The organism is Telluria mixta (assembly GCF_029223865.1).
GTDB classification, from domain to species: domain Bacteria; phylum Pseudomonadota; class Gammaproteobacteria; order Burkholderiales; family Burkholderiaceae_D; genus Telluria; species Telluria mixta.
The window spans coordinates 215,271-240,020 of the sequence record NZ_CP119520.1; the positions used below are offsets into that span (position 1 = coordinate 215,271).

Annotated in this window: 26 protein-coding genes; 15 read left to right on the top strand and 11 right to left on the bottom strand. The window is 66.3% G+C overall.

What is annotated here, in order from left to right:
• Positions 1 to 88: 88 nt before the first annotated feature.
• From P0M04_RS00975 to P0M04_RS01040, 14 genes are all read left to right on the top strand, one after another.
• Entirely contained in the window at positions 89 to 1,456 is a 1,368-nt protein-coding gene (locus P0M04_RS00975; protein ID WP_259452354.1) for a GIN domain-containing protein, read from the top strand.
• A gap of 10 nt (positions 1,457 to 1,466) precedes the next feature.
• Positions 1,467 to 1,853 carry a hypothetical protein gene (locus P0M04_RS00980; protein ID WP_259452353.1) on the top strand — a complete coding sequence of 129 codons (387 nt, stop codon included), beginning with the start codon at positions 1,467 to 1,469 and terminating at the stop codon, positions 1,851 to 1,853.
• 56 nt (positions 1,854 to 1,909) lie between these two features.
• Positions 1,910 to 3,838, top strand: a complete 1,929-nt coding sequence (locus P0M04_RS00985; RefSeq protein WP_259452352.1) for a CocE/NonD family hydrolase — start codon at positions 1,910 to 1,912, stop codon at positions 3,836 to 3,838.
• On the top strand, positions 3,835 to 4,245 hold the full coding sequence (locus P0M04_RS00990) for a GFA family protein (RefSeq protein ID WP_259452351.1): 411 nt from the start codon (positions 3,835 to 3,837) through the stop codon (positions 4,243 to 4,245). The genes P0M04_RS00985 and P0M04_RS00990 overlap by 4 nt, the downstream gene beginning before the upstream one ends.
• Positions 4,246 to 4,367: 122 nt before the next feature.
• Positions 4,368 to 5,237: a protease HtpX gene (htpX, locus tag P0M04_RS00995; protein WP_259452350.1), complete on the top strand. Its 870-nt coding sequence runs from the start codon at positions 4,368 to 4,370 to the stop codon at positions 5,235 to 5,237.
• On the top strand, positions 5,234 to 6,352 hold the full coding sequence (locus P0M04_RS01000; RefSeq protein WP_259452349.1) for an AI-2E family transporter: 1,119 nt from the start codon (positions 5,234 to 5,236) through the stop codon (positions 6,350 to 6,352). The genes htpX and P0M04_RS01000 overlap by 4 nt, the downstream gene beginning before the upstream one ends.
• Before the next feature lie 64 nt (positions 6,353 to 6,416).
• Positions 6,417 to 7,307: a glucosamine kinase nucleotide-binding domain-containing protein gene (locus P0M04_RS01005; protein ID WP_259452348.1), complete on the top strand. Its 891-nt coding sequence runs from the start codon at positions 6,417 to 6,419 to the stop codon at positions 7,305 to 7,307.
• 11 nt (positions 7,308 to 7,318) lie between these two features.
• A complete protein-coding gene (gene nagA / locus P0M04_RS01010; protein ID WP_371877390.1) occupies positions 7,319 to 8,428 on the top strand; it encodes an N-acetylglucosamine-6-phosphate deacetylase in 1,110 nt (369 codons plus the stop codon).
• The gene (locus tag P0M04_RS01015) at positions 8,421 to 9,431 is read left to right on the top strand and encodes an SIS domain-containing protein (RefSeq protein ID WP_259452459.1); all 1,011 of its coding nucleotides are present in this window, start codon (positions 8,421 to 8,423) and stop codon (positions 9,429 to 9,431) included. Before nagA ends, P0M04_RS01015 begins: the two co-directional genes overlap by 8 nt.
• Positions 9,431 to 10,915 (top strand): glycoside hydrolase family 3 protein, encoded by a 1,485-nt coding sequence (locus P0M04_RS01020; protein WP_259452346.1) that lies wholly within the window; start codon positions 9,431 to 9,433, stop codon positions 10,913 to 10,915. Before P0M04_RS01015 ends, P0M04_RS01020 begins: the two co-directional genes overlap by 1 nt.
• A gap of 185 nt (positions 10,916 to 11,100) precedes the next feature.
• The gene (locus P0M04_RS01025) at positions 11,101 to 12,399 is read left to right on the top strand and encodes a tetratricopeptide repeat protein (protein ID WP_259452345.1); all 1,299 of its coding nucleotides are present in this window, start codon (positions 11,101 to 11,103) and stop codon (positions 12,397 to 12,399) included.
• 137 nt (positions 12,400 to 12,536) lie between these two features.
• Complete coding sequence (locus P0M04_RS01030) at positions 12,537 to 13,604, top strand: flavodoxin family protein (protein WP_259452344.1); 1,068 nt, start codon at positions 12,537 to 12,539, stop codon at positions 13,602 to 13,604.
• Positions 13,605 to 13,659: 55 nt separating this feature from the next.
• Positions 13,660 to 14,400, top strand: a complete 741-nt coding sequence (locus P0M04_RS01035; protein WP_259452343.1) for a GntR family transcriptional regulator — start codon at positions 13,660 to 13,662, stop codon at positions 14,398 to 14,400.
• Positions 14,401 to 14,424: 24 nt separating this feature from the next.
• Positions 14,425 to 14,703 carry a hypothetical protein gene (locus P0M04_RS01040; protein WP_307727338.1) on the top strand — a complete coding sequence of 93 codons (279 nt, stop codon included), beginning with the start codon at positions 14,425 to 14,427 and terminating at the stop codon, positions 14,701 to 14,703.
• A 12-nt stretch (positions 14,704 to 14,715) separates the two neighbouring features.
• Here the strand turns inward: P0M04_RS01040 and P0M04_RS01045 are convergent, their stop codons facing one another.
• The 10 genes from P0M04_RS01045 to rpsP all read right to left on the bottom strand — a co-directional run bounded on the left by P0M04_RS01045 (position 14,716) and on the right by rpsP (position 23,291).
• A complete protein-coding gene (locus P0M04_RS01045; RefSeq protein ID WP_259452342.1) occupies positions 14,716 to 15,498 on the bottom strand; it encodes an SDR family oxidoreductase in 783 nt (260 codons plus the stop codon).
• 150 nt (positions 15,499 to 15,648) lie between these two features.
• On the bottom strand, positions 15,649 to 18,381 hold the full coding sequence (locus P0M04_RS01050) for a M16 family metallopeptidase (RefSeq protein ID WP_259452341.1): 2,733 nt from the start codon (positions 18,379 to 18,381) through the stop codon (positions 15,649 to 15,651).
• A 67-nt stretch (positions 18,382 to 18,448) separates the two neighbouring features.
• Positions 18,449 to 18,898, bottom strand: coding sequence for a CBS domain-containing protein (locus P0M04_RS01055; protein WP_056129047.1), 450 nt, complete (start codon positions 18,896 to 18,898; stop codon positions 18,449 to 18,451).
• A 62-nt stretch (positions 18,899 to 18,960) separates the two neighbouring features.
• On the bottom strand, positions 18,961 to 19,305 hold the full coding sequence (locus P0M04_RS01060; RefSeq protein WP_056129044.1) for a DUF3579 domain-containing protein: 345 nt from the start codon (positions 19,303 to 19,305) through the stop codon (positions 18,961 to 18,963).
• A 113-nt stretch (positions 19,306 to 19,418) separates the two neighbouring features.
• Entirely contained in the window at positions 19,419 to 20,378 is a 960-nt protein-coding gene (locus P0M04_RS01065) for a CobD/CbiB family protein (RefSeq protein ID WP_259452340.1), read from the bottom strand.
• 78 nt (positions 20,379 to 20,456) lie between these two features.
• The gene (locus P0M04_RS01070) at positions 20,457 to 21,122 is read right to left on the bottom strand and encodes a CoA pyrophosphatase (RefSeq protein ID WP_259452339.1); all 666 of its coding nucleotides are present in this window, start codon (positions 21,120 to 21,122) and stop codon (positions 20,457 to 20,459) included.
• A gap of 60 nt (positions 21,123 to 21,182) precedes the next feature.
• Positions 21,183 to 21,569 carry a 50S ribosomal protein L19 gene (gene rplS, locus P0M04_RS01075; protein WP_259452338.1) on the bottom strand — a complete coding sequence of 129 codons (387 nt, stop codon included), beginning with the start codon at positions 21,567 to 21,569 and terminating at the stop codon, positions 21,183 to 21,185.
• Between the two features lie 89 nt (positions 21,570 to 21,658).
• Positions 21,659 to 22,420, bottom strand: coding sequence for a tRNA (guanosine(37)-N1)-methyltransferase TrmD (gene trmD / locus P0M04_RS01080; RefSeq protein WP_259452337.1), 762 nt, complete (start codon positions 22,418 to 22,420; stop codon positions 21,659 to 21,661).
• A 26-nt stretch (positions 22,421 to 22,446) separates the two neighbouring features.
• Positions 22,447 to 23,022: a ribosome maturation factor RimM gene (gene rimM, locus P0M04_RS01085; RefSeq protein WP_259452336.1), complete on the bottom strand. Its 576-nt coding sequence runs from the start codon at positions 23,020 to 23,022 to the stop codon at positions 22,447 to 22,449.
• A gap of 20 nt (positions 23,023 to 23,042) precedes the next feature.
• Positions 23,043 to 23,291 (bottom strand): 30S ribosomal protein S16, encoded by a 249-nt coding sequence (gene rpsP, locus P0M04_RS01090; RefSeq protein WP_259452335.1) that lies wholly within the window; start codon positions 23,289 to 23,291, stop codon positions 23,043 to 23,045.
• A 203-nt stretch (positions 23,292 to 23,494) separates the two neighbouring features.
• Here rpsP and P0M04_RS01095 point away from each other — a divergent pair, with 203 nt between their 5' ends.
• A complete protein-coding gene (locus tag P0M04_RS01095) occupies positions 23,495 to 23,908 on the top strand; it encodes an NINE protein (protein WP_259452334.1) in 414 nt (137 codons plus the stop codon).
• 32 nt (positions 23,909 to 23,940) lie between these two features.
• Here the strand turns inward: P0M04_RS01095 and P0M04_RS01100 are convergent, their stop codons facing one another.
• Entirely contained in the window at positions 23,941 to 24,648 is a 708-nt protein-coding gene (locus P0M04_RS01100) for a hypothetical protein (protein ID WP_259452333.1), read from the bottom strand.
• Positions 24,649 to 24,750 lie beyond the last annotated feature (102 nt).

The following is a 24,750-nucleotide window of genomic DNA, read 5'->3' on the forward strand; positions in this document are numbered from 1 at the left end:
CGCATTCGTCGAATGGCGGCTGCGCCGGTGCCTTGCCTGCCGTATCGTGCAGTCTCCCGGCGCTGCCGCAGACAACAACGACGACACCATGAAAACCGCCCTCAAGCTCACCGTCCTGGCCGCCGCGCTCGCGGCCGGCGCCCTCGTCATGACGCCCGCCTCGTTCGCCCAGCCGCAGGAAGCGGGCAATGCCGTCGCCACGGAACAGCGTGCCGTATCGGCGTTCAGCGCGATCGAGCTGGCGGGCCCGTACCACGTCGTGATCGATGCCCAGGCGAAGCCGTCGCTGGAACTGAGCGGCGAGCGCAAGCAGCTGGCCGAGATCGAGACCGTCGTGCGCGGTGACACGCTCGTCGTGCGGCCCGTGCAGCGCAACGGCTTCTTCTTCAACTTCGGCAAGCGCCGCGAGACGGTCACCGTCCGCATCGGCGCGGCCGCGCTGAAACGCCTGACGGTGGCGGGCAGCGGCGACGTCGAAATCGACCGCATCGGCGCCGACCGCTTCACCCTGGCCGGCAACGGCCCGGGCGACGTCCACGCGAGCGGCGCCGTGCGCCAGCTGACCGTGACCTCAAGCGGCAGCGGCGACCTGGAACTGCAGCACCTGAAAGCCACCGACGTCGACCTGACCCTGAACGGGCCGGGCGACGTGGAGCTGGCCGACGTGAGCGGCACGCTGGCCGTGCAGGCGGGCGGCTCCGGCGACCTGGAAGCGGACGGCCTGCGCGCGAGCAAGGTGACGGCACGCATGCGCGGGCCGGGCAGCGTCAAGCTGGCCGGCAGCGCGCGCGAACTGGACCTGGAGATGTCCGGCTCGGGCGACTTCGAAGGCTGCGACCTGCGCATCGACGGCGGCGCGCGCAGCGTGCAGCGCGGACCGGGCAACGCGTGCCTCACGGGCGCGATCCGCAAGTTCGACGCCGAAGTGGACGGCTCGGGCGAACTGGCCGTGCGCGGCCTGCAGGCCGGGACGGCCCAGCTGCGCATGAACGGGCCGGGCAACGTCGCGCTGGCCGGCACGGTGGGCGACCTGAACGTGGAACTGGCCGGCTCGGGCGACCTCGATGCGGCCGGTCTCAAGGCGGGCAAGGCGACCGTGCGCGCCCGCGGCCCCGGCGGCGTCACCCTGGCGAACGTCGGCGACACGCTGGACGCGGCCCTGTCCGGCTCCGGCGGCCTGAAGGCCAGCATGTCCGGCAAGCGCCTGCTGCTGCGCATGAACGGGCCGGGCGATGCCCGCATCGACGGGAACGTCGCGCAGGTCGATGCGCAGATCGCGGGCTCGGGCAGCCTCGATGGCCACGGCCTGACGGCAGGTCACGCGGACATCGTCGTGCACGGACCGGGCACCGCATCGGTCAACGTCGTCGACAGGAACGACCGCGCGGACACGAAGACTGTCGCGCGCGGCCAGCTGCTGCTCGTCGACCGCAGCGGTTCGCACACGACCCGGTAAGGAGGTCGCCATGCTGTCCACGATGTTGCCGATATTCGCCCGCCTGAAACGCCGCCTCGCGCCGGCGTCCGCGCCCGCTGTCCGCGTATTCCCGGACTGCTTCGCCGCCGACGACACCGTCGTGCCGTGGGACGACGTGAGCCGCGTGCTGGCCTATGCGAACGAGGACGGCATGCGCATCGAGGTGCGTGCCGCACATCTCGAGGAGGCCATCGTGCTGGCCGAGACGCAGCCCGGCTTCGACGCTTTCGTGCGCATGGCCGACCGCCGGTTGACCTTCCCGCTCGCGTGGTGGGAAGCGCTGCCGCGCACGCGCCGCGTGGTGCTGTTCGAAGCCGCGCTGCGCGAAGTCCATCTCGACCGTCCTCATTCTGCGCCCCGTACCGCCCACGGCTGAACGCCTGGTCCTTGTGCTAATGTAGCGGCGCCGCCTACGACACGCCAAGGATCCCGATGACGTCACACCTGGTTCGCCTCGCTCCCCTCGTCAGCGCCCTGGCGCTCGCCGGGTTCGCCCACGCGCAGACGGCCCCGCAATATTCCGAACTTCCTTCCGAGACCCCGGCCGAATTCAAGGCGCCCGACGCCGGCTTCAACTACGTGAAGCAAACGGTGATGATCCCGATGCGCGACGGGACGAAGCTGAACACCATCATCATCGTGCCGAAGGGTGTGCAGAACGCGCCCATCCTGCTCACGCGTACGCCGTACGATGCGTCCAGCCTCGTGAACCACTCGGACAGTTCGGACCTGGAGACGATCCTGACGGGCTACGACAACGCGGCCGACGTCATCGCCGGGGAAGGCTATATCCGCGTCGTGCAGGACGTGCGCGGCAAGTACGGCTCCGAGGGCGACTACGTGATGAACCGCCCGCTGCATGGCCCGCTGAACCCGACGCCCGTCGACCATTCGACCGACACGTACGACACGATCGACTGGCTGACGAAGAACGTCCCGGAGACGAACGGCCGCGTGGGCATCATCGGCATTTCGTACGACGGCTTCCTGCCGCTGATGGCGCTCGTGAATCCGCACCCGGCGCTGAAGGTCGCGGTGCCGATGAACCCGATGGTGGACGACTGGATGGGCGACGACTGGTTCCACAACGGCGCCTTCCGGCAGATCAATATGTCGTACATGCTCGAACAGGTCGTCACGCGCGCCAACACGGCCAAGTGGCCCATCACGCACTACGACGACTACGACATGTACCTGCGGGCCGGCTCGGCGGGCGCACTGGGCCGCGAACGGGGCCTGGAACAGAGCGGCTTCTGGAATAAGGTCGTCGCGCATCCGGCGTACGACGCTTTCTGGCAGCAGCAGGCGATGGACAGGATCCTGGCGAGTCGACCCGTCACGGTGCCGACCCTCCTGGTGCACAGTTATTGGGACGCGGAAGACATCTATGGCGCCATCGCCGTGTGGAAGGCTATCAAGCCGCACGATACGGGAAACAACGTGTTCCTGTCGCTGGGCCCGTGGTCGCATGGCGGCGCGATCGGCGACGGCGCCACGCTCGGCACTTTGAAATTCGGCAGCGACACGGCGCTGTACTGGCGCCAGCAGGTCTTGAGGCCGTTCCTCGCGCGCTACCTGAAGGGCGATGCCGGCGTGCCCGCGATTCCGACGGTCACCGCGTTCGAGACGGGCACGAACAAGTGGCGCAACCTCACGGCGTGGCCCGGCGGCGCCATCGAACCTGTCGCGCTGCGCCTGGCCGCCAACCAGAAGGCCGTGCTCGGCGGCGCGGCCGATGCGAAAGGCTACGACGAATACGTGTCCGATCCGGCCAAGCCGGTGCCGTTCCGCCAGCGCCCGATCCCGCCGTACGGCTACGACGAAGCGAAGGGCCAGACGTGGCCGCGCTGGCTCGTCGACGACCAGCGCGAGGCGTCGGGCCGCACGGACGTCGCGACGTTCGTGTCCGACGTGCTGACGGCGCCCGTGAAAATCAGCGGCGAGCCGGTCGCGCACCTCGTCGCGTCGACGAGCGGCACCGATTCGGACTGGGTCGTGAAGCTGATCGACGTGTACCCGGACCAGGTGGGATCGCAGCCGGCGCTGGGCGGCTACCAGCTGATGGTGGCGGGCGACATCTTCCGCGGCCGCTACCGCGAAGGGTTCGACAATCCGAAGGCGCTGGCGCCGAACAAGGCATTGGCGTACCGCTTTGGCCTGCCGACGGCGAACCACGTGTTCCTGCCCGGCCACCGCATCATGGTGCAGGTGCAGTCGAGCTGGTTCCCGCTGTACGACCGCAATCCGCAGACCTTCGTACCGAACATCTTCTTTGCCCAGCCGGGCGACTACAGGAAGGCCACGCAGCGCATCTACCACAGCAGCTACGTCGAACTGCCCCTCGTGAAAGCCGCGCCATGACGGACGGCCTGCGCACCTGGCACGGCAGCTGCCATTGCGGCGCCGTGCGCTTCGCGGCGGATATCGACTTCACGCGCGGTACGATCCGCTGCAACTGCTCGCTGTGCACCAAGCAGAGAAACTGGGCCGCGATCGTGCCCGCGGCTGCATTCCGCCTCCTGCAGGGCAACGGCGCGCTGACGGAATACCGCTGCAACACCCGTACGGAGCGCCACCTGTTCTGCGGCGCGTGCGGCATCCGGCCGTTCGGCACGGGGACGTCGCCGCGCTGGGGCGATTACGTCGCCGTCAGCGTACACTGCCTGGACGACCTGCCGGCCGACGCACGCGCGGCACTGCCCGTCACATACCTGAACGGGCGCGACGACGACTGGAATCACCCCCCGGCCGACGTGCGCAATATATAATTCCATTTTTTCGAAGAAATCCTTCTGTTTACTTCGCTTTTTCAAGATCTGTCATTGACCTATTCTCTTGCCTTGACAACGGCCGTCCCGGCCGCGATTCTTGTTATTGATGAGAGACGACCATGAAACGCATCCTGCTTTTCCTTGCCACTAACCTCGCCATCATGCTCGTGCTTGGCATTACGGCGAGCCTGCTGGGCGTTAACCAATACCTGACGGCGAAGGGCCTGAACTTCGGCGCCCTGCTCGTCTTCGCCGGCCTGATGGGCTTCGGCGGTGCCTTCATTTCGCTGTGGATGTCGAAGCCCATCGCGAAATGGACCACGGGTGCGCGCGTGATCGCGCAACCCTCGAACCCCACCGAGCGCTGGCTGCTCGACACCGTCGCGCGCCAGGCGCAGAAGGCCGGCATCGCGATGCCGGAAGTCGCGATCTACGAAGGCGCGCCGAACGCGTTCGCCACCGGCGCGACGAAGAACGCGTCGCTCGTCGCCGTGTCGACGGGCCTGCTGACGTCGATGACGCACGATGAAGTGGAAGCGGTGCTGGCGCACGAAGTGGCGCACGTCGCGAACGGCGACATGGTGACGCTCACCTTGATCCAGGGCGTGGTGAACACGTTCGTGATCTTCCTGGCGCGCGTCGTCGCCTACTTTGTGGACCAGTTCCTGCGCCGCGACGGCGAGGAGCGCGGCCCCGGCATCGCGTTCACGATCACGTCGGTCGTGTGCGACCTGCTGTTCGGCCTCGTGGCCAGCATCATCGTGGCCTGGTTCTCGCGCCAGCGCGAATACCGTGCCGACCGCGGCGCCGCCCAGATCATGGGCACGCCCCGTCCGATGATCGCCGCGCTCCGTCGCCTGGGCGGCCTGGATCACGCCGACCTGCCGAAGAACCTGGCCGCATCGGGCATCGCCGGCGGCGGCGTGCTGGCCCTGTTCAGCAGCCACCCGTCGTGCGAGGACCGCATCGCGGCCTTGCAGCAGGCATGACGGACCGGCGCGCGTCCAGGCTTCTCGTGCCGGCGCTGTTCGCGCTGGCGCTGGCCGTCCTCCTGCAGCACTTCCTCGGCGCGCTGGCCTGGGCCGGCCTGCTCGCCGTGATCACCTGGCCCGCGCACGTCCACCTGCAGCGCCGCGGCTGGCCGCCTTCCGCCAGCGCGGCCTTCCTCGTGGGCCTGCTGATCCTCGGTTTCGTCGGTCCGGGTATCCTGTTGCTGAATACGCTGGGCGGCGAACTGGCCGGCGTGCAGCGCCTCCTTGCTCGCGCCAACGAGACGGGCATCCCCGTCCCCGCCTGGATCGCGCACCTGCCGATGGTGGCCGAACACGCGGTCCAGTGGTGGAACGAGCACCTTGCCCAGCCCGGCGGCCTGAATCGCCTCGTCGGCAGCGCGGCCGGCGACGTCGCCCCGCACCTGACGGGCGCCGCGCGCCTGTGGGGCTCGACGATCCTCGCGAACGCGCTGTACCTGTTCCTCGCCCTGCTCACCCTGTTCGTGCTGTACCTGCACGGCCCCGCCGCCATCCGCCACGTCGACACGGCCGGCATGCGTGCGCTGCCGCGCCAGTATCCGATGCTGCGCCGCGTGTTCCCCCTGTCCGTGCGCGGCACGGCGCTGGGCCTCGTCTCCGTCGCCATCCTGGAAGGCTGCGTGCTCGGCGCCGCCTACGCCATCGCGGGCGCGCCGGCGCCGGCGCTGCTGGGCGTGCTCACGGGGTATTTCGCGCTCGTGCCGGGCGGCGCGCCGCTGTCGTTCTCGCTCGTCTCGCTGCTGCTCCTGGGCCAGGGCCATTCCGGCGCCGCGCTCGGCCTGTTCTGCTGGGGCGCGTTCGAGCTGTTCCTCGTCGATAAATTCATCCGCCCGAAGCTGATCGGCCGGCGCGTGAACCTGCCGTTCCTCGCCGTGCTGTTCGGCCTCCTCGGCGGCGTCTCGACCCTGGGCGTCATTGGCCTGTTCGTGGGTCCGTTCATGATGGCGATTCTGTTCGAATGGCTGCGCGACAATACCGCTTTTAATACCAATTCCCCGCTCGAACCGGACAGCTCAAGCAGAGCGAACGAGACCAATTCTGCACCTACCGGGCAGCGCGACAATACCAATTAAATACCTGTTGACAAGCCTATCAGTGCTGCCTATAGTGCCCTGACCTTTCCGGCACAGCACTCATATGATCGACTATCTCATCGGCGTCGACGGCGGCGGCACCGGCACCCGCGTGCGCCTCGCACGGTTTTCTCCCCAAGGTTTCGTCGAACTGGCCCAGGGCAGCAGCGGCCCGTCCGGCCTGGGGCTCGGCATCGCCCGCGCCTGGGCGGCCGTCCAGGATGCCGTCGCCCAGGCCTTCGCCACGGCCGGCATCGAACAACCCACGCTTGACCGCATCGCCATCGGCCTGGGCCTCGCCGGCGTGCACAACGGCCAATGGGCGCAGGCGTTCGTGGACGCCGATCCCGGCTACGCCGCGCTGCGCCTCGAAACGGATGCGTTTACGACCCTGCTCGGTGCGCACAGCGGCAACCCCGGCGCCATCGTCGCCATCGGCACCGGCAGCGTCGGCGAAGTGCTGCTGCCGGACGGCACGCGGCGCGAAGTGGGCGGCTGGGGCTTCCCGGCCGGCGACGAAGCGAGCGGCGGCTGGATCGGCCTCGCCGCCATCAACCACATCGAACAGGTGCTCGACGGACGCCGCCCAGGCAGCGCGTTCGCCGATGCCGTCATCGATGCCTGCGGCGGCAACCGCGCCGCGATCCAGGTCTGGCTGGGCCAGGCCACGCAGACGACGTACGCCGCGCTCGCACCCCTCGTGCTGCAGCATGCGGACGACCCGGTCGCGCACACCATCCTGACGAAGGCCGGCGAAGAAGCGGCCGCCATCGCCCGCGCGCTCGACCCGGACGGCAGCCTGCCGCTCGCGCTGTGCGGCGGCCTGGGCAGCGCCCTGCGCGATTGGCTTCCGCCCGCACTCGCGGCCCGCGCCCGCGCGCCGGAAGGCGATTCCGCGCGCGGGGCACTCCGCTTGATTGAGCTTTACCTGCGCGAGCTGCACCTCGCGGCATGAAAGGATCTACCATGCAAGGCAACATCCTGACCCCGGACGGCTGGATCCGCGGGCGCATCGTCATCGAAGACGGCGCCACGACCATCGCCGCCATCGAAGGCGACGCGGCCGATCCGGGCGCCAATGCCGACGACTACATCCTGCCCGGCTTCATCGACCTGCACGTGCACGGCGGCGCGGGACGCGACATGATGGAAGGCGGCGACGCGCCGCACGTCATCGCGCGCCTGCATGCGAAGCACGGCACGACGAGCCTGCTGGCCACGACGATGACGGCGCCGCTGGACGACATCGACCGGGCGCTCACCGCCATCGGCACCGCGTGCGCGGAGCGCGGCAAGGGCGAAGCGCGCATCCTCGGCGTGCACCTGGAAGGCCCGTACATCAACTCGGGCAAGCTGGGCGCGCAGCCGCCGTTCGCGCGCGAGGCGACGATGACAGAGGTCGAGCGTTTCAACGCGCAGGCACCGATGCGCCTGATCACCGTCGCGCCCGAGATCGACGGCCACCTCGCGCTCGTGCGCCAGCTGGCCGACGCCGGCATCCGCGTGCAGATCGGCCACACGAACGGCAATTACGACGACGGCGTGCGCGCGCTGGAACACGGCGCGGCCGGTTTCACGCACCTGTTCAACGCGATGCCGGGCCTGCACCACCGCGATCCCGGCATGGTCGGCGCGGCGCTTGCGCATGCGCAGTACGCGGAGATCATCCCCGACCTGCTGCACGTGCATCCGGGCGCCATCAAGACGGCGCTGCGCTGCATCCCGCACCTGTACTGCGTGACGGATTCCACGGCCGCCGCCGGCATGCCGGACGGCCAGTACATGCTGGGCCGCCAGGTCGTCCACAAATGCATGGGCGGCGTGCGCCTCGCGGACGGCACCTTGGCCGGCAGCACGCTGACGATGGACCAGGCGCTGCGCAACCTCGTCTCGATCGGCCTCGACCTCGCCGACGCCGCGCGGCGCGTATCGACCAACGCCGCCGACTACCTGGGCGAGACGCGCCGCGGCCGCATCGCGCCGGGCTGCTTCGCCGACCTCGTCGTCCTCGACCGCGACCTGAACCTGAAAACCGTTTATATCGAAGGAGAACAGTGTGACCTCGCTGATGCTTGAAGAAGCCGTGTCCGCGGCCGACTGCGTCGCCCTGCAGCTGGCGCACGACGCCGACCGCTACGCCGCGCTGGGCCACCACCTGCGCAACGCCTCCTTCCACAACGCGGTGACGGTGGCGCGCGGCAGTTCGGACCACGCATCCAGCTACCTCGCCTACCTGATCATGGCGCGCATGGGCCGTCTCGTGACGTCGCTGCCGATGTCGCTCCTCACGCTGTACAAGGCGCCGCTGCAGGCCGCGGGCACGCTTGCCGTATCGATCTCGCAGTCGGGCCAGAGTCCGGACGTCGTCGAACCGATCCGCTACTTCCGCCAGGGCGGCGCGACCACCGTCGCGCTCGTGAACGACATCGATTCGCCGCTCGCGCGCGAAGCCGAATGGGCGCTGCCGCTGCGCGCCGGGATGGAACAGAGCGTGGCCGCGACGAAGAGTTTCATTACGAGCCTGACGGCCGGCGCCCGCCTCGTCGCGGAATGGCAGCAGGACGCGGAACTGAAGGACGGCCTCGCCGCCCTGCCGGACGCGCTGCGCCGGGCCGCACAGGCCGACTGGTCGGCCGCGCTGGACGTGCTGGCGCCGGCGCGCAACATCATGGTCGTCGGCCGCGGCATCAGCTTCCCCATCGCGCTGGAAGCGGCGCTGAAATTCAAGGAGACGTCGGCGCTGCAGGCCGAGGCGTTTTCCGGCGCCGAGATCAAGCACGGCCCGATGGCGCTGATCGACGAGGGCTATCCCCTGCTGATCTTCGCCACGCGCGGCCCTGCGCAGGCGGGCCTCGTCGCGCTGGCCGACGAGATGCGCGGCCGCGGCGCGCGCGTGCTGCTCGCGGCGCCGACGGACATCGCCTCGCGCGACCTCGACCTGCCCGTATCGAGCTGCGCTGACCTGGACCCGATCGTCGCGATCAACGCGTTCTACGTGATGGCGGCGCACCTGTCGAAAGCGCGCGGGCTCGATCCCGACAAGCCGCGCCACCTGAACAAAGTCACGAAGACTCATTGATGCACACGAACGACCTTCTCCAACTGGCCGGCCGCCTGATCATGATCCGGCTGTTCGGCACGGAACTCGACGCCGACACGGCCGACTTCATCCGCGCCAACCGCATCCGCGGCGCGTGCCTGTTCCGCCAGAACATGCTCGATGCCGCGCAGCTGACGCGCTTCACGGGCGATTTGAAGGATGCGATGGGCGGAGACTCCCTGATCGCGCTCGACCAGGAAGGCGGCGCCGTCGTGCGCGCGCTGTGGGTGCCGCCGCCGCCGTCCGCGATGGCGCTCGGCGCGGCGGGCGACGAGACGCTGGCCCGCAACGTGGGCGCGGCCGTCGCGCGTGCGATCCTCGCCATGGGCTTCAACTGGAACTTCGCGCCCGTGCTCGACCTGAACAACAACCCGCGCAATCCCGTCATCGCCGAGCGCTCGTTCGGCGCCGATCCGGACACGGCGACGCGGCTGGCGCTCGCGTGGATGGCCGGGAGCGACAGCGAAGGCGTGGCGTGCTGCGTCAAGCACTTCCCCGGCCACGGCGACACGCACGTCGATTCGCACCGCGACCTGCCCACGGTCGACAAACCCTTGCCGGAACTGGAGCGCTTCGAATTCGCGCCATTCCGCACGGCCGCGCCGCACGCGCCGGCCGTGATGACGGCGCACATCGTCTACCCTGCCCTGGACGCCGACAATCCGGCCACGATGTCGCGCGCGATCCTGCACGATCTGCTGCGCAGGCAATGGGGCTACGACGGCGTGATCATCACGGACGGCATGGACATGCACGCGATCGCGCACCGGTACGACGCCGGCGACGCCGCCGTGAACGCGCTGATGGCCGGCGCGGACATGGTGATGGCGATCGGCAGCCGCGACACACAGGAACGCACCATTGCCGCGATCGCCTCCGCCATCGACGACGGCCGCCTGCCGCTGGCCGAGGTGCAGGCGCGCCTGGAACGCCTGGACCGCCTCGCGCGTGCACATCCGGCCGGCGCCACGCCGTATGCGACGGAAGACGCGGACCGGGCGCTGATGGCGGACGCGTGGCGCCGGGCGCTCACGGCACGCGGCAATCCGCAGCGGCCTGCGCCTGGCAGCAAGCTGCGCCTCGTCGCGCGCCAGGACGTCGTCAGCGATGGCGTGTCGGAAGCGGGCGTGCCCGCCAGCGCCATCGCGGCAATGCTGCAATCCCTGTTCGACGTCGACCTCGTCACGTTCGCGGATGCCGAGACGTTCGACTGGTCCGCGCTGCCGCACGACGGCCGCTTCACGATCCTCGCGTCGACCTCGCGCCGCCGCTACGGCCCGCACGCACGCGGCACGTGGACGCCGGACCTGCACCTCGCGCTGTGGAACCCGTACCAGGCCCTCGACTTCGCGGCGCCCGCGCTGATGACCTATGGCTTCGCACCGCCCGCGCTGGACGCGGTCCGGGCGTGGCTGGCGGGCGGGATCGACGCGGAAGGACGCTGCCCGGTGCCCGGCTTTTGACCTCAGGCGGTAACGCATTGTAACGACGCATACCGACGTCGCACGGCTGGGGCACAATTGCCACGCCCGTCAGCAGTTTGTGGGACAATGCACGCTTTGTCCGAGATCGGCTCCGGCACCGTCGGCGTATGTATTTGCAGCGACTGAGCGGTGCAACTTTATCGTCATTAAGAGAGGATTTTTCAATGTCCCAATTCCGTTTCGCCCGCCTTGCCATGATGCTGGCCGCCCTTGGCCTGAACGCCGCGCCGGCCCTGATGCACAGCGCGTCGGCGCAGGACAAGAAAGCCGAGGCCGCCGCGCCGAAGCCGGATACGGTCCGCCCGGATCTGTACAAGCTGCTCGACCCGGCCCAGATCAAGCCGCTGATGGACGCGAAGAACTATGGCGAGGTGAAGAACCGCATCACCCAAGCCGAAGCGTTCCCGGACAAGACGCCGTACGAGACCTATGTGCTGAATCGTATGAAGTTGTCGCTGGGCACGTCGACGGGTGACGACCAGATGGCGATCGGCGCCCTGGAAGCGATCCTGGCATCGGGCAAGTTGCCGGACGCGGACAAGGGGAACTTCACGCAGGCGCTGGCCACGATGTACTACAACGCCAAGAACTATCCGAAGGCGATCGAGCTGTACAAGCAGATCCAGGCATCGGGCAAGTCGACGGACCAGATCAATTCGGCGCTGATCCGCTCGTACTACCTGAGCGGCGACTTCGCGTCGGCGCTGAAAGCCCAGGAACCGGTGCTGCAGGCGGCGGAACAGGCCGGCAAGACGCCGACCCAGGAAGACCTGCGCCTGTACGCGTCGGCCGCGAACAAGGTCAAGGATGACGCCGCCTACCTGCGCGGCCTGGAAAAACTGGCCGCCTACTACCCGACCGACGATTTCTGGATGGACCTGATCAGCCGCGGCATCGTGCGCAAGCCGGGCTTCCAGGACGCCAACATCCCGGACGTGCTGCGCCTCGAATTCGCGGCCGTCAAGGCGATGTCGTCGGACGCCTACACGGAACTGGCCGAGCTGGCCCTGAAGGACGGCTTCCCGACCGAAGCGAAGAAAGTCGTCGACGCGGGCTTCGCGGCCGGCGTGCTGGGCACGGGCAGCGGCGCCGCCAAGGACCGCCAGCTGCGCGACCGCGCCACCAAGGAAGCTGCAAGCGATGCGAAAAACATCGCCGCGGGCGAAGCGGGCGCCAGCAAGGCCAAGACCGGCGCCGGCCTCGTCAACCTGGGCTGGGCCTACGTCACGATGGACCAGTTCGACAAGGGCATCCCCTTCATCCAGCAAGGTATCGCGAAGGGCGGCCTGAAGTCGCCTGACGAAGCCAAGCTGCGCCTGGGCATGGCCTACGCCAAAGCCGGCCAGAAGGACAAAGCCATCCAGACCTTCCAGGAAGTGAAAGCCGGCGGCGGCCTGTCCGACACGGCCAAGTACTGGATCCTGCTGCTGAACCACCCGGCGGGTGCGGTGGCAGCCAAGTAATTCCGCCGGATCCTCCGGCGAACGAAGCGGCGCGGACCACGGTTCGCGCCGCTTTTTTTTCGTCTGTGTGAATCAGCGTACGGGCAAGCTCGGCATGGCGTCCGATAATCGGTCCACCTCTTCTGGAAAGGCCGGCCATGACGACCGTACGCAAGGGCCAGGCGCCCGCGAAGCTGAATCGCGACGAATTCCACGTCGTCTTTTCGCGCGACTTCTACGATCCGGCCTACCAGGCCGTCGCAAAGGAACTGGCGGCCGTCGAAGAGGTCGCGTGGAAGGCCTACGTCGATTCGCACAAGGCCCCGATCACGGTGAAGGCCGGGCCCGGCTTCGCCGATCCGGACTACGATTTATCCGTCGAATGGAAGGAGGCGCACGACCGCCTGCTGGCCGCCGAAGCCCGCCAGAAAGATCCGGCGACGCCGAGCCGCGTCCTCCTGATCAATGGCGCGGCGCGCAACGACGGCAGCTGTCCGAGCGAAATCTCGAAGACGTGGCGCCTCGCGAAGCTGTGCGAAGCGACCATCGCGGCCGAGGGCGTGGAGACGGATCTGCTCGACCTGTCGCGCATCATTTCCGACTACGACCGCCACATCCACCCTTGTAAAGCCTGCGTGTCGACGGCGATGCCGATGTGCCACTGGCCATGCAGCTGCTACCCGAACCACTCGCTGAACCAGGAAAACGACTGGATGAACGAGATCTACGAGCGCTGGGTGGCCGCGCACGGAGTCATCATCCTCACGCCGACGTACTGGTACCAGTCGCCCTCCGTGCTGAAGCTGATGATCGACCGGCTCGTGTGCGCCGACGGCGGCAATCCCGATCCCAGCGCCACGCACGGCAAGGACGCGGAAAAAGCGAAGGCGCTGGAGAAGGACTGGGACTATCCGAAGCATCTCGCGGGCCGCGTCTACGGGCTCGTCGTGCATGGCGACGTGGCCGGCATCGAATCGACGCGGCGCTCGCTGTCCGACTGGCTCGACTGGATGGGCCTCATCGACGCGGGCCCGACCGCCCTGCTCGACCGCTACGTCGGCTATTACGAATCGTATGCCGGGAGCCACGACACGCTGGACAAGGACACGGCATTCCAGGAAGAAGTGCGCAACGTGGCGCGCTCCGTGTCCGCGGCCGTCGCGGCGGTGCGCTCGGGCAAGCTGCTGCAGCCGGACCGGAAGCTGGCCAATCCCCGGCCGAAGTGACAGGCGGTCTTTTTTTGGTATCATCCGGGGATCGCTTGCCAATGACCCCCGCCGCATGTCCCACCTCGCGCAGCTGATGCATCAGCTTTCCGCCACCAGCAACCTGCCGCTCTACCAGCAATTGCAGCGCGCCCTGCGCGACGCGATCGACCGCGGCGTCTACGGTCCGGCGGAAGCCCTTCCGGCCGAGCGCCAGCTCGCGGCCGAACTGGACATTTCGCGCATCACCGTGCGCAAGGCGATCGACGGCCTCGTCGAGGAAGGCCTGCTCGTGCGCCGCGCGGGGTCCGGCAATTTCATCAACACGCGCATCGAAAAGAATTTCGCCAAGTTGACGTCGTTCTCGGAAGACATGCGCTCGCGCGGGCGCACGCCGCGCAGCGTCTGGCTCAAGCGGTCGGAAGGATTGGTAACGCCGGAAGAAGCGCTGCGTCTCGGGCTGTCGCCGGGCGCCGGCGTCTACCGCTTCAACCGCATCCGCTACGCCGACGACATGCCGATGTGCCTGGAATACGCGACCATCGCGGCATCTGCCCTACCCTCGCTGGACGCGGTGGACGTGTCGATGTACGAAGCGCTGGAAGCGAACGGCAAGCGCCCCGTGCGCGCGCTGCAGCGCCTGTCCGCCCTGCTGCTGAACGCCGAGCAGGCGAAGCTGCTGCAATCGAAGGAAGGCGATGCGGGCCTGTGCGTGGAACGGCTGGGTTTCCTGCCGGACGGCCAGGCGGTGGAATTCTGCCGCTCCTATTTTCGGGGCGACATGTACGACTTCGTGGCCGAGCTGAGCGCCGGCTGATTTACTTTTAACAACAACAACGCCATGACCAACCTGACCTACGAAGCCTATCTGGACGAAGTCACCACCCTGCTGACCGAGCTGTACGACCTCGACGACGCCACCGCCATCAAGCTCGTCGTCGATGCGCAGGCCGCCGAGTATTTTTCGCCGCATGACGACCATCCGGAGATGCGGACGCTGACGCGTGCGCGCGAGGATGCCGTCACGCTGTACAAGGCGCGTCAGGCGCGCGTCGATACCCAGGCAAAGCAGCAGCGGGCCGCACGCAAGAAAACGCCTCCCGGAAGCGGCCGCAAGTAAGCGCCGGCGCGATCAGATCGCCGTCAGGCCGCCATCGATGGCCAGCTGGTGACCGGTGACGAACGACGCCTGCTCCGAGCACAGCCACAGCGCCGCGTTGGCGATCTCGGACGGGTCGGCGATGCGTCCCATCGGATGGGCCGCCTTGAGTTTCTTGTCGCGTCCCGGCTCGCGCTCGAGCATGCGCGCCAGCATCGGCGTCTTGACGGCGCCCGGGCACACGCTGTTGACGCGGATGCCGTCCTTCGCATATTCCACGGCCGCGCTCTTCGTGAGGCCGACGACGGCATGCTTGGACGCCGAATAGATGGCGCGGTGCGGTGCCGCCACGAGGCCGCCGGCGTCCGCGATGTTGACGATCACGCCGCCGCCTTCCTGCTTGAGCATCTGGCGCAGCTGGCTCTTCATGCACAGCCACACACCCTTGACGTTGACGCCCATGATGCGGTCGAACTGGTCGTCTTCGCCTTCGGCCAGCGGCAGGAACTCTTCCTCGACGGCGGCGCCGTTGACGGCGCAGTCGATGCGGCCGTAATGGCCGACCGCCTTGTCCATCAAGGCTTCGACATCCGCCGCGACCGTGACATTGGCTTTAACAAACAGCGCCTTGCCGCCCGCTTCGACGATCAGGGCCGCAGTCATGTGGCCGCCGTCGACCGACGTGTCGGCGATGACGACACAGGCGCCCGCGCGCCCGAATGCCAGCGCCGTCGCGCGGCCGATGCCGCTGGCGCCGCCGGTTACCAGCACTACCTTGCCCGCATACGAAATGCCACTCGGAGTTGGCTTGGTCATGCCCTTCATCATGCTTCCTTTTCAATATCTTGACGCAAGCTTTGCTTCCTACAAGCAATACTGCGTTCAGGCAACATGATAGCGCTGGTGCCGGACATTGACCAAGTTTCTCAGTCAATCTGCAAGATAATGAACGGCCGAGTGTTGCATTCAGGGTGCAGGTTTCACTTTTGCCTTGTCCCCAGCCATGACGACGGACATCTTCGCCGGGTCGATCGCCTTGCGGAATGTTGCGTTCAACTGGGGCAAGGTGACGGCCATCAAACGCTGTTCGAACTCGGCCGACCATTCGAATGTACGGCCGCGGTACATGTACGACGTCCAGCCTGCGGCCAGTGCACCGTCGTCGGCACGGTTCTGGATCCTCTGCTGCATCAGACCCGACTTGGCGCCAGCGAGTTCCGCCGTCGTGAAGCCATCCTTGAGCACGCGGAGGAGTTCCTCGCGCACGGCGGCATCGACCTTGGCCAGGTTCTGCGGTGCGGCGATGGCGCTGATCGCGAACATGCCGGCACGGTCGAGGTCGCCGGCGACGAGGTTCGAGCCGCCGCCATACGACAGACCCTCTTTCTGGCGGATACGGTCCATCAGGCGCGAGCGCATGCCGCCGCCGCCGAAGATGTAATTGGCCAGCATCAGCGCCGGGTAGTCCGGATCCTCGACGTTCAGGTCGACGTTGATCCGCGCCGTATAAAAGCCGTTTTCCTTGTCGGGCGTGTTCAGGAACGCATGGATGGGCGCGATGTCGCCGTTCTTGCGCAGCACGGGCGCCACGTGCATGGTCGCCTTCCACTGACCAAACAATTGATCCACGAGGGGCGCGATCGCCTGCGCATCGAAATCGCCTACGATGGCCATCTCGGCCGGCACGGTGCCGTAGTAATCGTGGTGGAATGCCTTGACCTGGTCCAGGGTCGCGCCCTTGAGGTCAGCGAGATCTTCCTCGAGCGTCGTTTCGTGGCGAATATCGCCCTTCGGGTACACATCGAAATGCTCGTTCAGCGCGCGCGACGCCACATTGGTCGGCTCGCTGCGGCTCGCCTCCAGGCCGACGATCGTTTGCTGGCGCAATTGCTCGAACTCGGCGGCCGGGAAGGCCGGTTCGCGCAGCACGTGGGCGACGAGTTTCAGGGCCTCGGGCAGGTTCTCGCGCGTCGTCTGGAAATGCGTGAGGCTGCCGGAAATCTTGAGCTTGTCGAAGGCGTCGGCCAGTTGCACGCGGTCGTACTTCGTCGTGCCGCGCATCAGCATTGCATTCGTCAGCCCGGGCAGCGCCGCCTTGCCGAACAGGTTCTGCTCGTCGCCGATGTGCTGGCGCAGGTCGACGGTGACGGTCTGGCCGCGGTTCTTCTTCGGCAGCAATGCCAGTTTCACGCCGCCCGCCGTCGTCAGCGTCGTGCGCTTCATGATGTTGGCCTGGTTCGGATCGAAATCCTCGGCGCTCAGGGTGGACGCCTGCGGCTTGAAATCCTTCAGCAGGCTCTGCACGCTGGGCGCGGGCGGGATGACGGCGCGCTGCGGATTGTCGTCCGGGATGAATTCTCCCGTGACGCGGTTATCGCGCCTGAAATAGCGTCCCGCTGCCGCCGCAACCTGGTCCGACGTGATCTTGCCGACGCGGTCGCGACCGACGAAGAACAGCCGCCAGTCGCCCAGCGCGACCACTTCCGACAGCGCGAGGCCGACCTGTTGCGGATCGTTCAGGCTGCGCTCGAATTCGTTCAGGAAGCCGCGCTTCGTGCGCTCCATCTCTTCCGGCGTCGGCGGGTTCTTCGCGAACTCTTCCACGGCCTGCGTGAGCGCGGCGCGCACGGGTTCGAGCGGCGCGTCCTTTTTGACGACGGCGCCGAAGTATTGCAGGCCCGGCGCATAGCCCGTCTGGCCGTAGGCGAACACCTGGCTCGCCTTGCCCGTCTCGACCAGGAGTTTATGGAGACGGCCCGTCGGCGAATCGCCGAGGATGGTCGACGCGAAGCTCAGCACGTCGCTGTCGTCGTGCAGGCCGGACGGGACCTTGTAGCCGAGCGCGACGATCTGCACGTCGCCCTGGCGCCGCACGGTAAAGGTACGGTCGCCGTCCTGCGTGGGCTCGACGGTCCAGAATTCCGGCAGCGTGCGCTTGGGCTTCGGGATCGCGCCGAACAGCCGGTTGATCGACAGGAGGGTCTTCGCGGGATCGAACTTGCCCGCGACGAGCAGTACGGCATTATCCGGCTGGTAATACGTGTGATAAAAATTCTGCAGGTTGGAAATCCTGACGTTCTCGATGTCGCTCTTGTTGCCGATCGTGGAGCGGCCATACGAATGCCAGTCGTAGGCCACGCTCTGCATGCGCTTCATGAGCACGGCGCCCGGCGAGTTCTCGCCGTTTTCGTACTCGTTGCGCACGACCGTCATTTCCGAATCGAGATCCTTTTTGGCGATGTTGGAATGCGTCATGCGGTCCGCTTCCATCCCCAGCGCCCAGTTGAGGTTATCGTCCGACGCCTGGAACACTTCGTAGTAATTCGTGCGGTCGAGCGACGTCGTGCCGTTGAACTGCATGCCGCGGTCCTGGAACTGGCGGGTGATGTCGGGATGCTTCGGGCTCCCCTTGAACATCAGGTGTTCCAGCAGGTGGGCCATGCCCGTCTCGCCGTAATTCTCGTGGCGCGAGCCGACGAGGTACGTGACGTTGACGGTGACGGTGGGCCGCGACGAGTCGGGGAACAGCAAGACCTTCAGGCCGTTCGGCAGGCGGTATTCCGTGATGCCCTCGACCGACGGGCCTTGCACGACGCCCTTGGGCAGGTCGAAGGCCCAGGCGTTGCCGGCCGCGATGAAGGTGAGGCCGCCCGCGACCGTATAAGCGGCGAGGCCGCGCTGAAAGAACGTCAAGCTCATGTCACTCCGTCAGTTACTTTTGTCCTCGGGACATGGTAACAGACGGGTACTTAGGACAGGCTTACCGTCATTGCCGCACGCGGCGTTCGTGCTGTTGCTGGTAGGGACTGATGCGGGCGAGGTCTTCCATTTCCTCGGCCAGGAAGCCGAGCAGGTCGTCCGCGCTGACGATGCCCGCGAGGCGCCCGCCCTCGCCCACCACGGGCACGCGCCGGATGCCGCGCAGGCGCATGCGTTCGATGGTGACCGAGACGTCGTCGTGCTCGTCGGCCGTGAGCAGGTCGTCCGTCATGATGTCGCCGACCTGCAGGCCGGCCGGATCGAGGCCGAGGGCGACGACGGAGACGACGATGTCGCGGTCCGTGACGATGCCGGCCGGCGTGCGTTCGCCGTCCACATCGTCGACGACGACGATGTCGCCCACGTGATGTTTGCGCATGAGTAAGGCCGCACCCTGCACGCTTTCATCGCGCGCGCAGCAAACGGTGTCGACCGTGCAGAGTTTTCCGACTTCCATGGCGAGCTCCAACGTCAAGCGCTAAAGCTACCCATGGTGCATCGATCAGGGTTTGAGGTAGATCAGGACTTCTTCTTTTCGTCCGCAGGGGGAACGAAACACGCCTCGACGACTTGCAGGTCGTTGTCTTTGGCGAAATTGCACACGAAGTGGTAGGCCAGCGGTTCGATGCTTTTGAGGGCGTTGTTCACGACAACCGCCTTGACACCGTTCACGACGGTCGGGTGCACGTAGGGCGAGAACTTCAGGTGGGCGTTCGGGCCACCGCTGCCGGCCGGCCGGAAACACGACATGACGCCGCATAGACGCTCGGCCCAGTCACTCGGGCGGAATTGCCTGCCCTTACTTGTCACGCCGAGAATGAAGAATTCGTCGGCGCCTTTCCCGGTTTGCGGTGAGTCGGCCATAGTGCGGCTTCTGAAACAAAGGCGTGGATGAGAACAACCCGACTATTATATCTTATAGAAGACCTGCGGACGAGCCCCATGTGCCGGCCCTCGTCGGACCGGCACGATAAATATCAGCCGAGCAGGACCGCGCCCGACAGCAGCAGCAGGAGCAGCATCCATAATAACAGCGCGCGCCAGACCAGGCCGACCGTGCTTTGCAGTGCGCGCACGCTCGGCTCGTCGCCGGGCAGCATGTCGTCCTCGCTGGCGGAGCTGTCGACCGTCGCCGCGTCGGCCGGCAGGACGTGCGGCGCGTTCTCGGCCGGGGAGCCGAGGCGCACGCCCATCGCGCCGCCGCCCGCGGCCAGGATGATGCCTTTCGATTCGTCGGTCCAACGATTGGCGAAATTGCGCCACGCATAGATCGCATCCTCGAAATTACCGACCACGGCGAACGCGATCGCCGTCAGGCGCACGGGAATCCAGTCGATCCAGTAGAACGCGCGGGCCGCGAACTGGCCAAAGGCTTCATTGCGCATGTGGTCCGGTTCGTTCCACGCGCGCGCGAGGTATTCGGACACGCGGTACATGACGGCGCAGGCCGGGCCCAGCGGCATCAGGAACCAGAAGAACACGCCGAACACGTTGCGGTGCGTCGTGATCAGGGATTTTTCCACGGCGATGCGGGCGATCTCGGTGGTGTCCATGCCGACCGTGTCGATCCTGGCCCATTCGGCCAGGAGTGTCCGCGCCGTCGCCTCGTCGCCCGCGTTGAGGGCGAACTGGATCGACGTAAAGTAATGGCTGTAGTGGCGGAAACCGAGCGTCAGGTAGACGATCAGCACGTTCCAGGCGAACGCGGCGAACACGAAGCGGTAGTACACGAGGACACCGTAGATGACGGCCGTCGGCACCATCAGCACGGCCATCATCAGGAACCAGCCCAGCCGGCCATGACTGACCTGGCCGGCATTGAACCAGCTCTCGATCTTCATGGCAAAGCGCTTGATCTCGGCGTAGATCTGGTTATCCGCGCGCAGCGGCTTCAGCTGTTCGATGAGCAGCGCGCACAGAATGGAGAAAAAAGTCATGCACGGTCCTTTGTACGTTGTTGCCTTACTTCATTGCCCGCTAGGGTAGCGCAGAGACCAGCGCGAGTCTATTCCCCATTAAGCGCGTAACAAATGAAACAAGTTGCGCAGCATACCCGCTGTCGCGCCCCAGATGAAGAAGCGTTCGTACGGCATCGCATAAAAACTGCGGCGGCCGGCGCCCTCCGGCAGGTCGAACGACATGATCTGGTGGTTCATGCCATCCATCAGGAACCGCAAGGGCACTTCGAAGATGTCCGCCACTTCATTCGATTCGGCCACGAGGTCGAACGGCGGCGTGACGAGGCCCACGACGGGCGTGACGATGTAGGCGGACGCGGTGACGTGGTCGGGCAGCACACCGATGATCTCGACGTGGCGGCGCGTGAGGCCGATCTCCTCCTCCGTCTCGCGCAGTGCGGTCTCGATGGGCGACGAGTCGTCCTCTTCCGCCCGGCCGCCGGGAAAGCTGACCTGGCCCGCGTGGTTGCTCAGGTGTTCGGTGCGCTGCGTCAGCAATACCGTGAGACCCTCCGGCCGGCGCACGAGGGGCACGAGGACGGCCGCGCGGCGCAGCGTGGGGAAGCGCTGGCGCATGTCGTCGGGCAATTCCGGCACCCACGACGGCGGATGGGCGAGGCGCTCGCGCAGCCAGGCGACCTCCAGGCGCTCGGCCGGCAAGGCGGGCTCGCCGGCGATGGCGTCGACGGGCAGGCGCTTGGGATCGATGTGCAGTTTTGCCAAGGGCTTTCTCCAAAAGAAAAAGGCATCCAACCGGATGCCTTTTCCCTAGCACAGACGCTATTACTCCGCAGCAGCGGTCGTAGCGGCTTTGCGAGTCGGCAGTTTCTCTTTGATACGTGCCGATTTGCCCGAACGCTCGCGCAGGTAGTACAGCTTCGCACGACGCACGTCACCACGACGCTTCACTTCGATCGAAGCGATCAGCGGCGAGTACAGCTGGAACGTACGCTCGACGCCTTCGCCCGACGAGATCTTGCGAACGATGAAGTTCGAGTTCAGGCCGCGGTTACGACGCGAGATGACGACGCCTTCGTATGCCTGGGCGCGCTTGCGGTTGCCTTCGACGACGTTGACGCTGACGACAACGGTGTCGCCCGGTGCGAAATCAGGGATGTTGCGGCCGAGGCGCGCAATCTCTTCTTGCTCGAGTTGCTGGATCAGATCCATTTTTATGACTCCTATGACCATCTTGCCGGCGCGTTCGATGCCCGGTAGAGGATGGGGTTGAACACGAGTGCCCTTATGGTCACCCGCCTTTATTCCGCGACCTTTTGCAAGGTTGCGAGAAACTGCTCGTCGGCCTTCGTCAGCAGACCGGCGCCACGCGCCTTGTCCAGCAGATCCGGCCGTTTCTTCGCGGTCGCCTCCAGCATACGCTGGCGGCGCCACTTCATGATCTCGGCGTGGTTGCCACCCATCAGTACCGGCGGCACGGCCACGCCTTCATAGACTTCGGGACGCGTGTAATGCGGCGAATCCAGCAGGCCGTTGACAAAACTGTCTTCGACCGCCGACGCCTCGTCGCCCAGCACACCGGGCAACAGCCGCACCACGGCATCCATCAGCGCCATCGCGGGAAGCTCTCCGCCGGACAGCACGAAATCGCCGAGGGAAATTTCCTCGTCGACGACACGGTCCAGCAAACGCTGGTCGACCGCTTCGTAGCGTCCGCACAGCACGACGAGGCCAGGCTCGTTCTTCAAGCCCATCACGCGTTCGTGCGTCAACGGTTTGCCTTGCGGCGACATGAACACGACTCGCGGTGCGGGCAAGCCCATGTCGATCTGGCGCTGCTTCGCCGCGTTGATCGTCGCTTCGAGCGGCCTGGCCAGCATCACCATGCCGGGACCGCCGCCATACGGGCGATCGTCCACGGTGCGGTGGCGGTCCGTCGTGAAATCGCGCGGATTCCAGATCGACAGGTTCCACAAGCCCTGCTCGTGCGCGCGCCGGGTCACGCCCGACTGCGTCAATGCGGCAAACATTTCGGGAAACAAGCTCACGACGTCAAACTGCATCGGGACCTCGCTTCAGGTGGACGGGATCAATAATCCAGGCCCCAGTCCAGGGTAATCAGTCGGGCTTGCAGGTCGACCGTTTTGACGTACTGGTCCACGAATGGCACCAGCCGCTCCGGCGCTTTCGCATCGGGAGCGGCGTTCGGATCGGGCACGGGCGTGATCCGCAGGATGGACTGCGCGCCGTTGTGCATCATGTCGGAGACCTTGCCGAGCGCTTCGCCCTGCAGGTTGACCGTATCCAAGCCGATCAGGTCGGTCCAGTAATACTCGTCTTCCGGGAGTTCCGGAAAGTCCGATCGCGAGACCTGCACCGTGGCACCCTTGAGCGCCTCGGCCGCTTCGCGGTCGGTCACTTCGACCAGCGTGGCCGTCACGTCGCCGCTGTGGTACTTCGCGTTCCGCACTTGCACGGTACGCAGCGACGGCTTGTCGATCCACCAGGTTTTGACGCTCAGCAGCGCATCCGCATCCATCGAATAGGGCGTCACGCGGACGCCGCCCCGGAGCCCGTAGGCGCCGGTGATGTGGCCGACCTGGATCAGGTCGTCAGGCGCGGCTTGCGCCGGAGCCGATGCCGAATGTGCTGCAGAATCTGTCAAACCGTAAAACCTTCGCTGTATTAAGCAGCAGCCTTTTGCGTGGCCACCAGGCGAGCGACAGCCGGCGACAGCTGTGCGCCCACGCCTTGCCAGTACGACAGGCGGTCAGCGGTGACGTTCAGGGCGACTTCCTGGCCCGAAGCCATCGGGTTGTAGTAACCGATGCGCTCGATGAAACGGCCATCGCGGCGATTGCGCGAGTCGGTTGCAACGATGTTGTAGAACGGGCGCTTCTTGGCACCACCACGAGCTAAACGAATAACGACCATAATATTTCCAAAAGTAAGCTGGACGGAGAAAGCCGACGATTATAGCGCGCTCTATCCTGCATCAGCAAGCATTTACATAAAAACCAAGAACGCTGGCGCGCAGTCCCGGCCGAATCCAAGATTATCGCCGATTTCGCGACACTCCGCCACTATGGAGGCTGCTTTTGGACGATACTGATGGCTTTCTTTTCAACAAACACTCGATGTCGCAACATAAGAACAAGACCTTTGCCACCGCCCTCGCCTTCCTGCTCGGCGGACTCGGCGCGCACCGTTTCTATCTCAAGGGCAGCGTCGACCGTCTTGGTCTGCTCCACATCTGCAGCCTCCCGGCGACCGGCCTCGTGTACGGCCTCGGCCATGCACCGAATCCCTTCTGGGTCCTGCTTCCGCTCATCCTGTCCTGGCTCGTCGGCTTCGGCGAAGCCCTGATCCTCGGCCTCACGCCGGACGAGAAATGGGATGCCCGCTACAACCGGAATTCCGGCCGCCGCTCCGCGTCGCACTGGTTCGTGATCCTGCTCGTCGTGGTCACGATGCTGGTGGGCACGACGGCACTCATCGCCACCATCTCGCGGCTGTTCGACCTGCTCTACACGGGCGGCGCGTACGGCTGACCAGCCTCACTGTCGCGCATCACAAGCGCGTCTCATAGCCCGGTCGCGCCCCAGTCGTACCGCGGCACCTGCACGGGCGGCGTGCCCGTCACGATCACGATCTCGCGGTGCGCGTTCAGCGCGATCGTGGCCGGATCGCCCGTGAAGCGCACCACTTTTTCCTTGTCGATCAGGTAAAAGGTCGGCTTGCCGGGCAACCCGGCCACCGCCGCGGTGGTCAGCGGCTGCCCCCACAACGCAAAGAACTGCCCCAATGTGAACACCTTGGGCATGTCGGTCTCGATGTGCAGGATGCCGGTGATGTCGTGCGTGTGCATTTCGTACGCACACCCGCTGCCGCGCCCGATCGATTCCGGCAAGCCGAGCCGTATGCCGTCCTGGTAGATCGAAAGGAGCGCGTGGATGTGGTAATCCTCGTTCTTCGCACACCCCACGCCATCGACGACCGCCGTGCCCGTATGGCTCCAGGCCGGCCAGTGCGGCGTGCTGTTCAGGGTCGTATAGAGCTTGCTGTAGCCCGGCTCCAGCACGATGTCCGTCGGCGGCGCGGGATCGCTGGGCGGCGTCGGCGCGGGCGTCGGCGCAGGTGAAGGCGCAGGCGTGGGATTCGGCGCCGCCGGCGGATCGTTCGCGGCCGTCGTAGGGGTGGAGCCGCTGCCGCCGCCGCAGGCCACCAGCGCGGACAATGCGGCACAGGCGACGACGATCGGTAACACCTTGCCAGGCTTCAGGGGAATCATGGGGCGCTCCTTCGATTGGGATGCGACGAATCGATTCTAGGAGCGCGACTTACCCAACATGCATGACGGGCGTCAAACGCAGGGCACCGGTCGGCAGCACAC

Excerpts from the sequence above, each read along its gene's own strand:
- P0M04_RS00975 (WP_259452354.1), top strand. The coding sequence starts at position 89 with ATGAAAACCGCCCTCAAGCTCACCGTCCTGGCCGCCGCGCTCGCGGCC.
- P0M04_RS00980 (WP_259452353.1), top strand. The coding sequence starts at position 1,467 with ATGCTGTCCACGATGTTGCCGATATTCGCCCGCCTGAAACGCCGCCTC.
- P0M04_RS00985 (WP_259452352.1), top strand. The coding sequence starts at position 1,910 with ATGACGTCACACCTGGTTCGCCTCGCTCCCCTCGTCAGCGCCCTGGCG.
- P0M04_RS00990 (WP_259452351.1), top strand. The coding sequence starts at position 3,835 with ATGACGGACGGCCTGCGCACCTGGCACGGCAGCTGCCATTGCGGCGCC.
- htpX (WP_259452350.1), top strand. The coding sequence starts at position 4,368 with ATGAAACGCATCCTGCTTTTCCTTGCCACTAACCTCGCCATCATGCTC.
- P0M04_RS01000 (WP_259452349.1), top strand. The coding sequence starts at position 5,234 with ATGACGGACCGGCGCGCGTCCAGGCTTCTCGTGCCGGCGCTGTTCGCG.
- P0M04_RS01005 (WP_259452348.1), top strand. The coding sequence starts at position 6,417 with ATGATCGACTATCTCATCGGCGTCGACGGCGGCGGCACCGGCACCCGC.
- nagA (WP_371877390.1), top strand. The coding sequence starts at position 7,319 with ATGCAAGGCAACATCCTGACCCCGGACGGCTGGATCCGCGGGCGCATC.
- P0M04_RS01015 (WP_259452459.1), top strand. The coding sequence starts at position 8,421 with ATGCTTGAAGAAGCCGTGTCCGCGGCCGACTGCGTCGCCCTGCAGCTG.
- P0M04_RS01020 (WP_259452346.1), top strand. The coding sequence starts at position 9,431 with ATGCACACGAACGACCTTCTCCAACTGGCCGGCCGCCTGATCATGATC.
- P0M04_RS01025 (WP_259452345.1), top strand. The coding sequence starts at position 11,101 with ATGTCCCAATTCCGTTTCGCCCGCCTTGCCATGATGCTGGCCGCCCTT.
- P0M04_RS01030 (WP_259452344.1), top strand. The coding sequence starts at position 12,537 with ATGACGACCGTACGCAAGGGCCAGGCGCCCGCGAAGCTGAATCGCGAC.
- P0M04_RS01035 (WP_259452343.1), top strand. The coding sequence starts at position 13,660 with ATGTCCCACCTCGCGCAGCTGATGCATCAGCTTTCCGCCACCAGCAAC.
- P0M04_RS01040 (WP_307727338.1), top strand. The coding sequence starts at position 14,425 with ATGACCAACCTGACCTACGAAGCCTATCTGGACGAAGTCACCACCCTG.
- P0M04_RS01045 (WP_259452342.1), bottom strand. The coding sequence starts at position 15,498 with ATGACCAAGCCAACTCCGAGTGGCATTTCGTATGCGGGCAAGGTAGTG.
- P0M04_RS01050 (WP_259452341.1), bottom strand. The coding sequence starts at position 18,381 with ATGAGCTTGACGTTCTTTCAGCGCGGCCTCGCCGCTTATACGGTCGCG.
- P0M04_RS01055 (WP_056129047.1), bottom strand. The coding sequence starts at position 18,898 with ATGGAAGTCGGAAAACTCTGCACGGTCGACACCGTTTGCTGCGCGCGC.
- P0M04_RS01060 (WP_056129044.1), bottom strand. The coding sequence starts at position 19,305 with ATGGCCGACTCACCGCAAACCGGGAAAGGCGCCGACGAATTCTTCATT.
- P0M04_RS01065 (WP_259452340.1), bottom strand. The coding sequence starts at position 20,378 with ATGACTTTTTTCTCCATTCTGTGCGCGCTGCTCATCGAACAGCTGAAG.
- rplS (WP_259452338.1), bottom strand. The coding sequence starts at position 21,569 with ATGGATCTGATCCAGCAACTCGAGCAAGAAGAGATTGCGCGCCTCGGC.
- trmD (WP_259452337.1), bottom strand. The coding sequence starts at position 22,420 with ATGCAGTTTGACGTCGTGAGCTTGTTTCCCGAAATGTTTGCCGCATTG.
- rpsP (WP_259452335.1), bottom strand. The coding sequence starts at position 23,291 with ATGGTCGTTATTCGTTTAGCTCGTGGTGGTGCCAAGAAGCGCCCGTTC.
- P0M04_RS01095 (WP_259452334.1), top strand. The coding sequence starts at position 23,495 with ATGTCGCAACATAAGAACAAGACCTTTGCCACCGCCCTCGCCTTCCTG.
- P0M04_RS01100 (WP_259452333.1), bottom strand. The coding sequence starts at position 24,648 with ATGATTCCCCTGAAGCCTGGCAAGGTGTTACCGATCGTCGTCGCCTGT.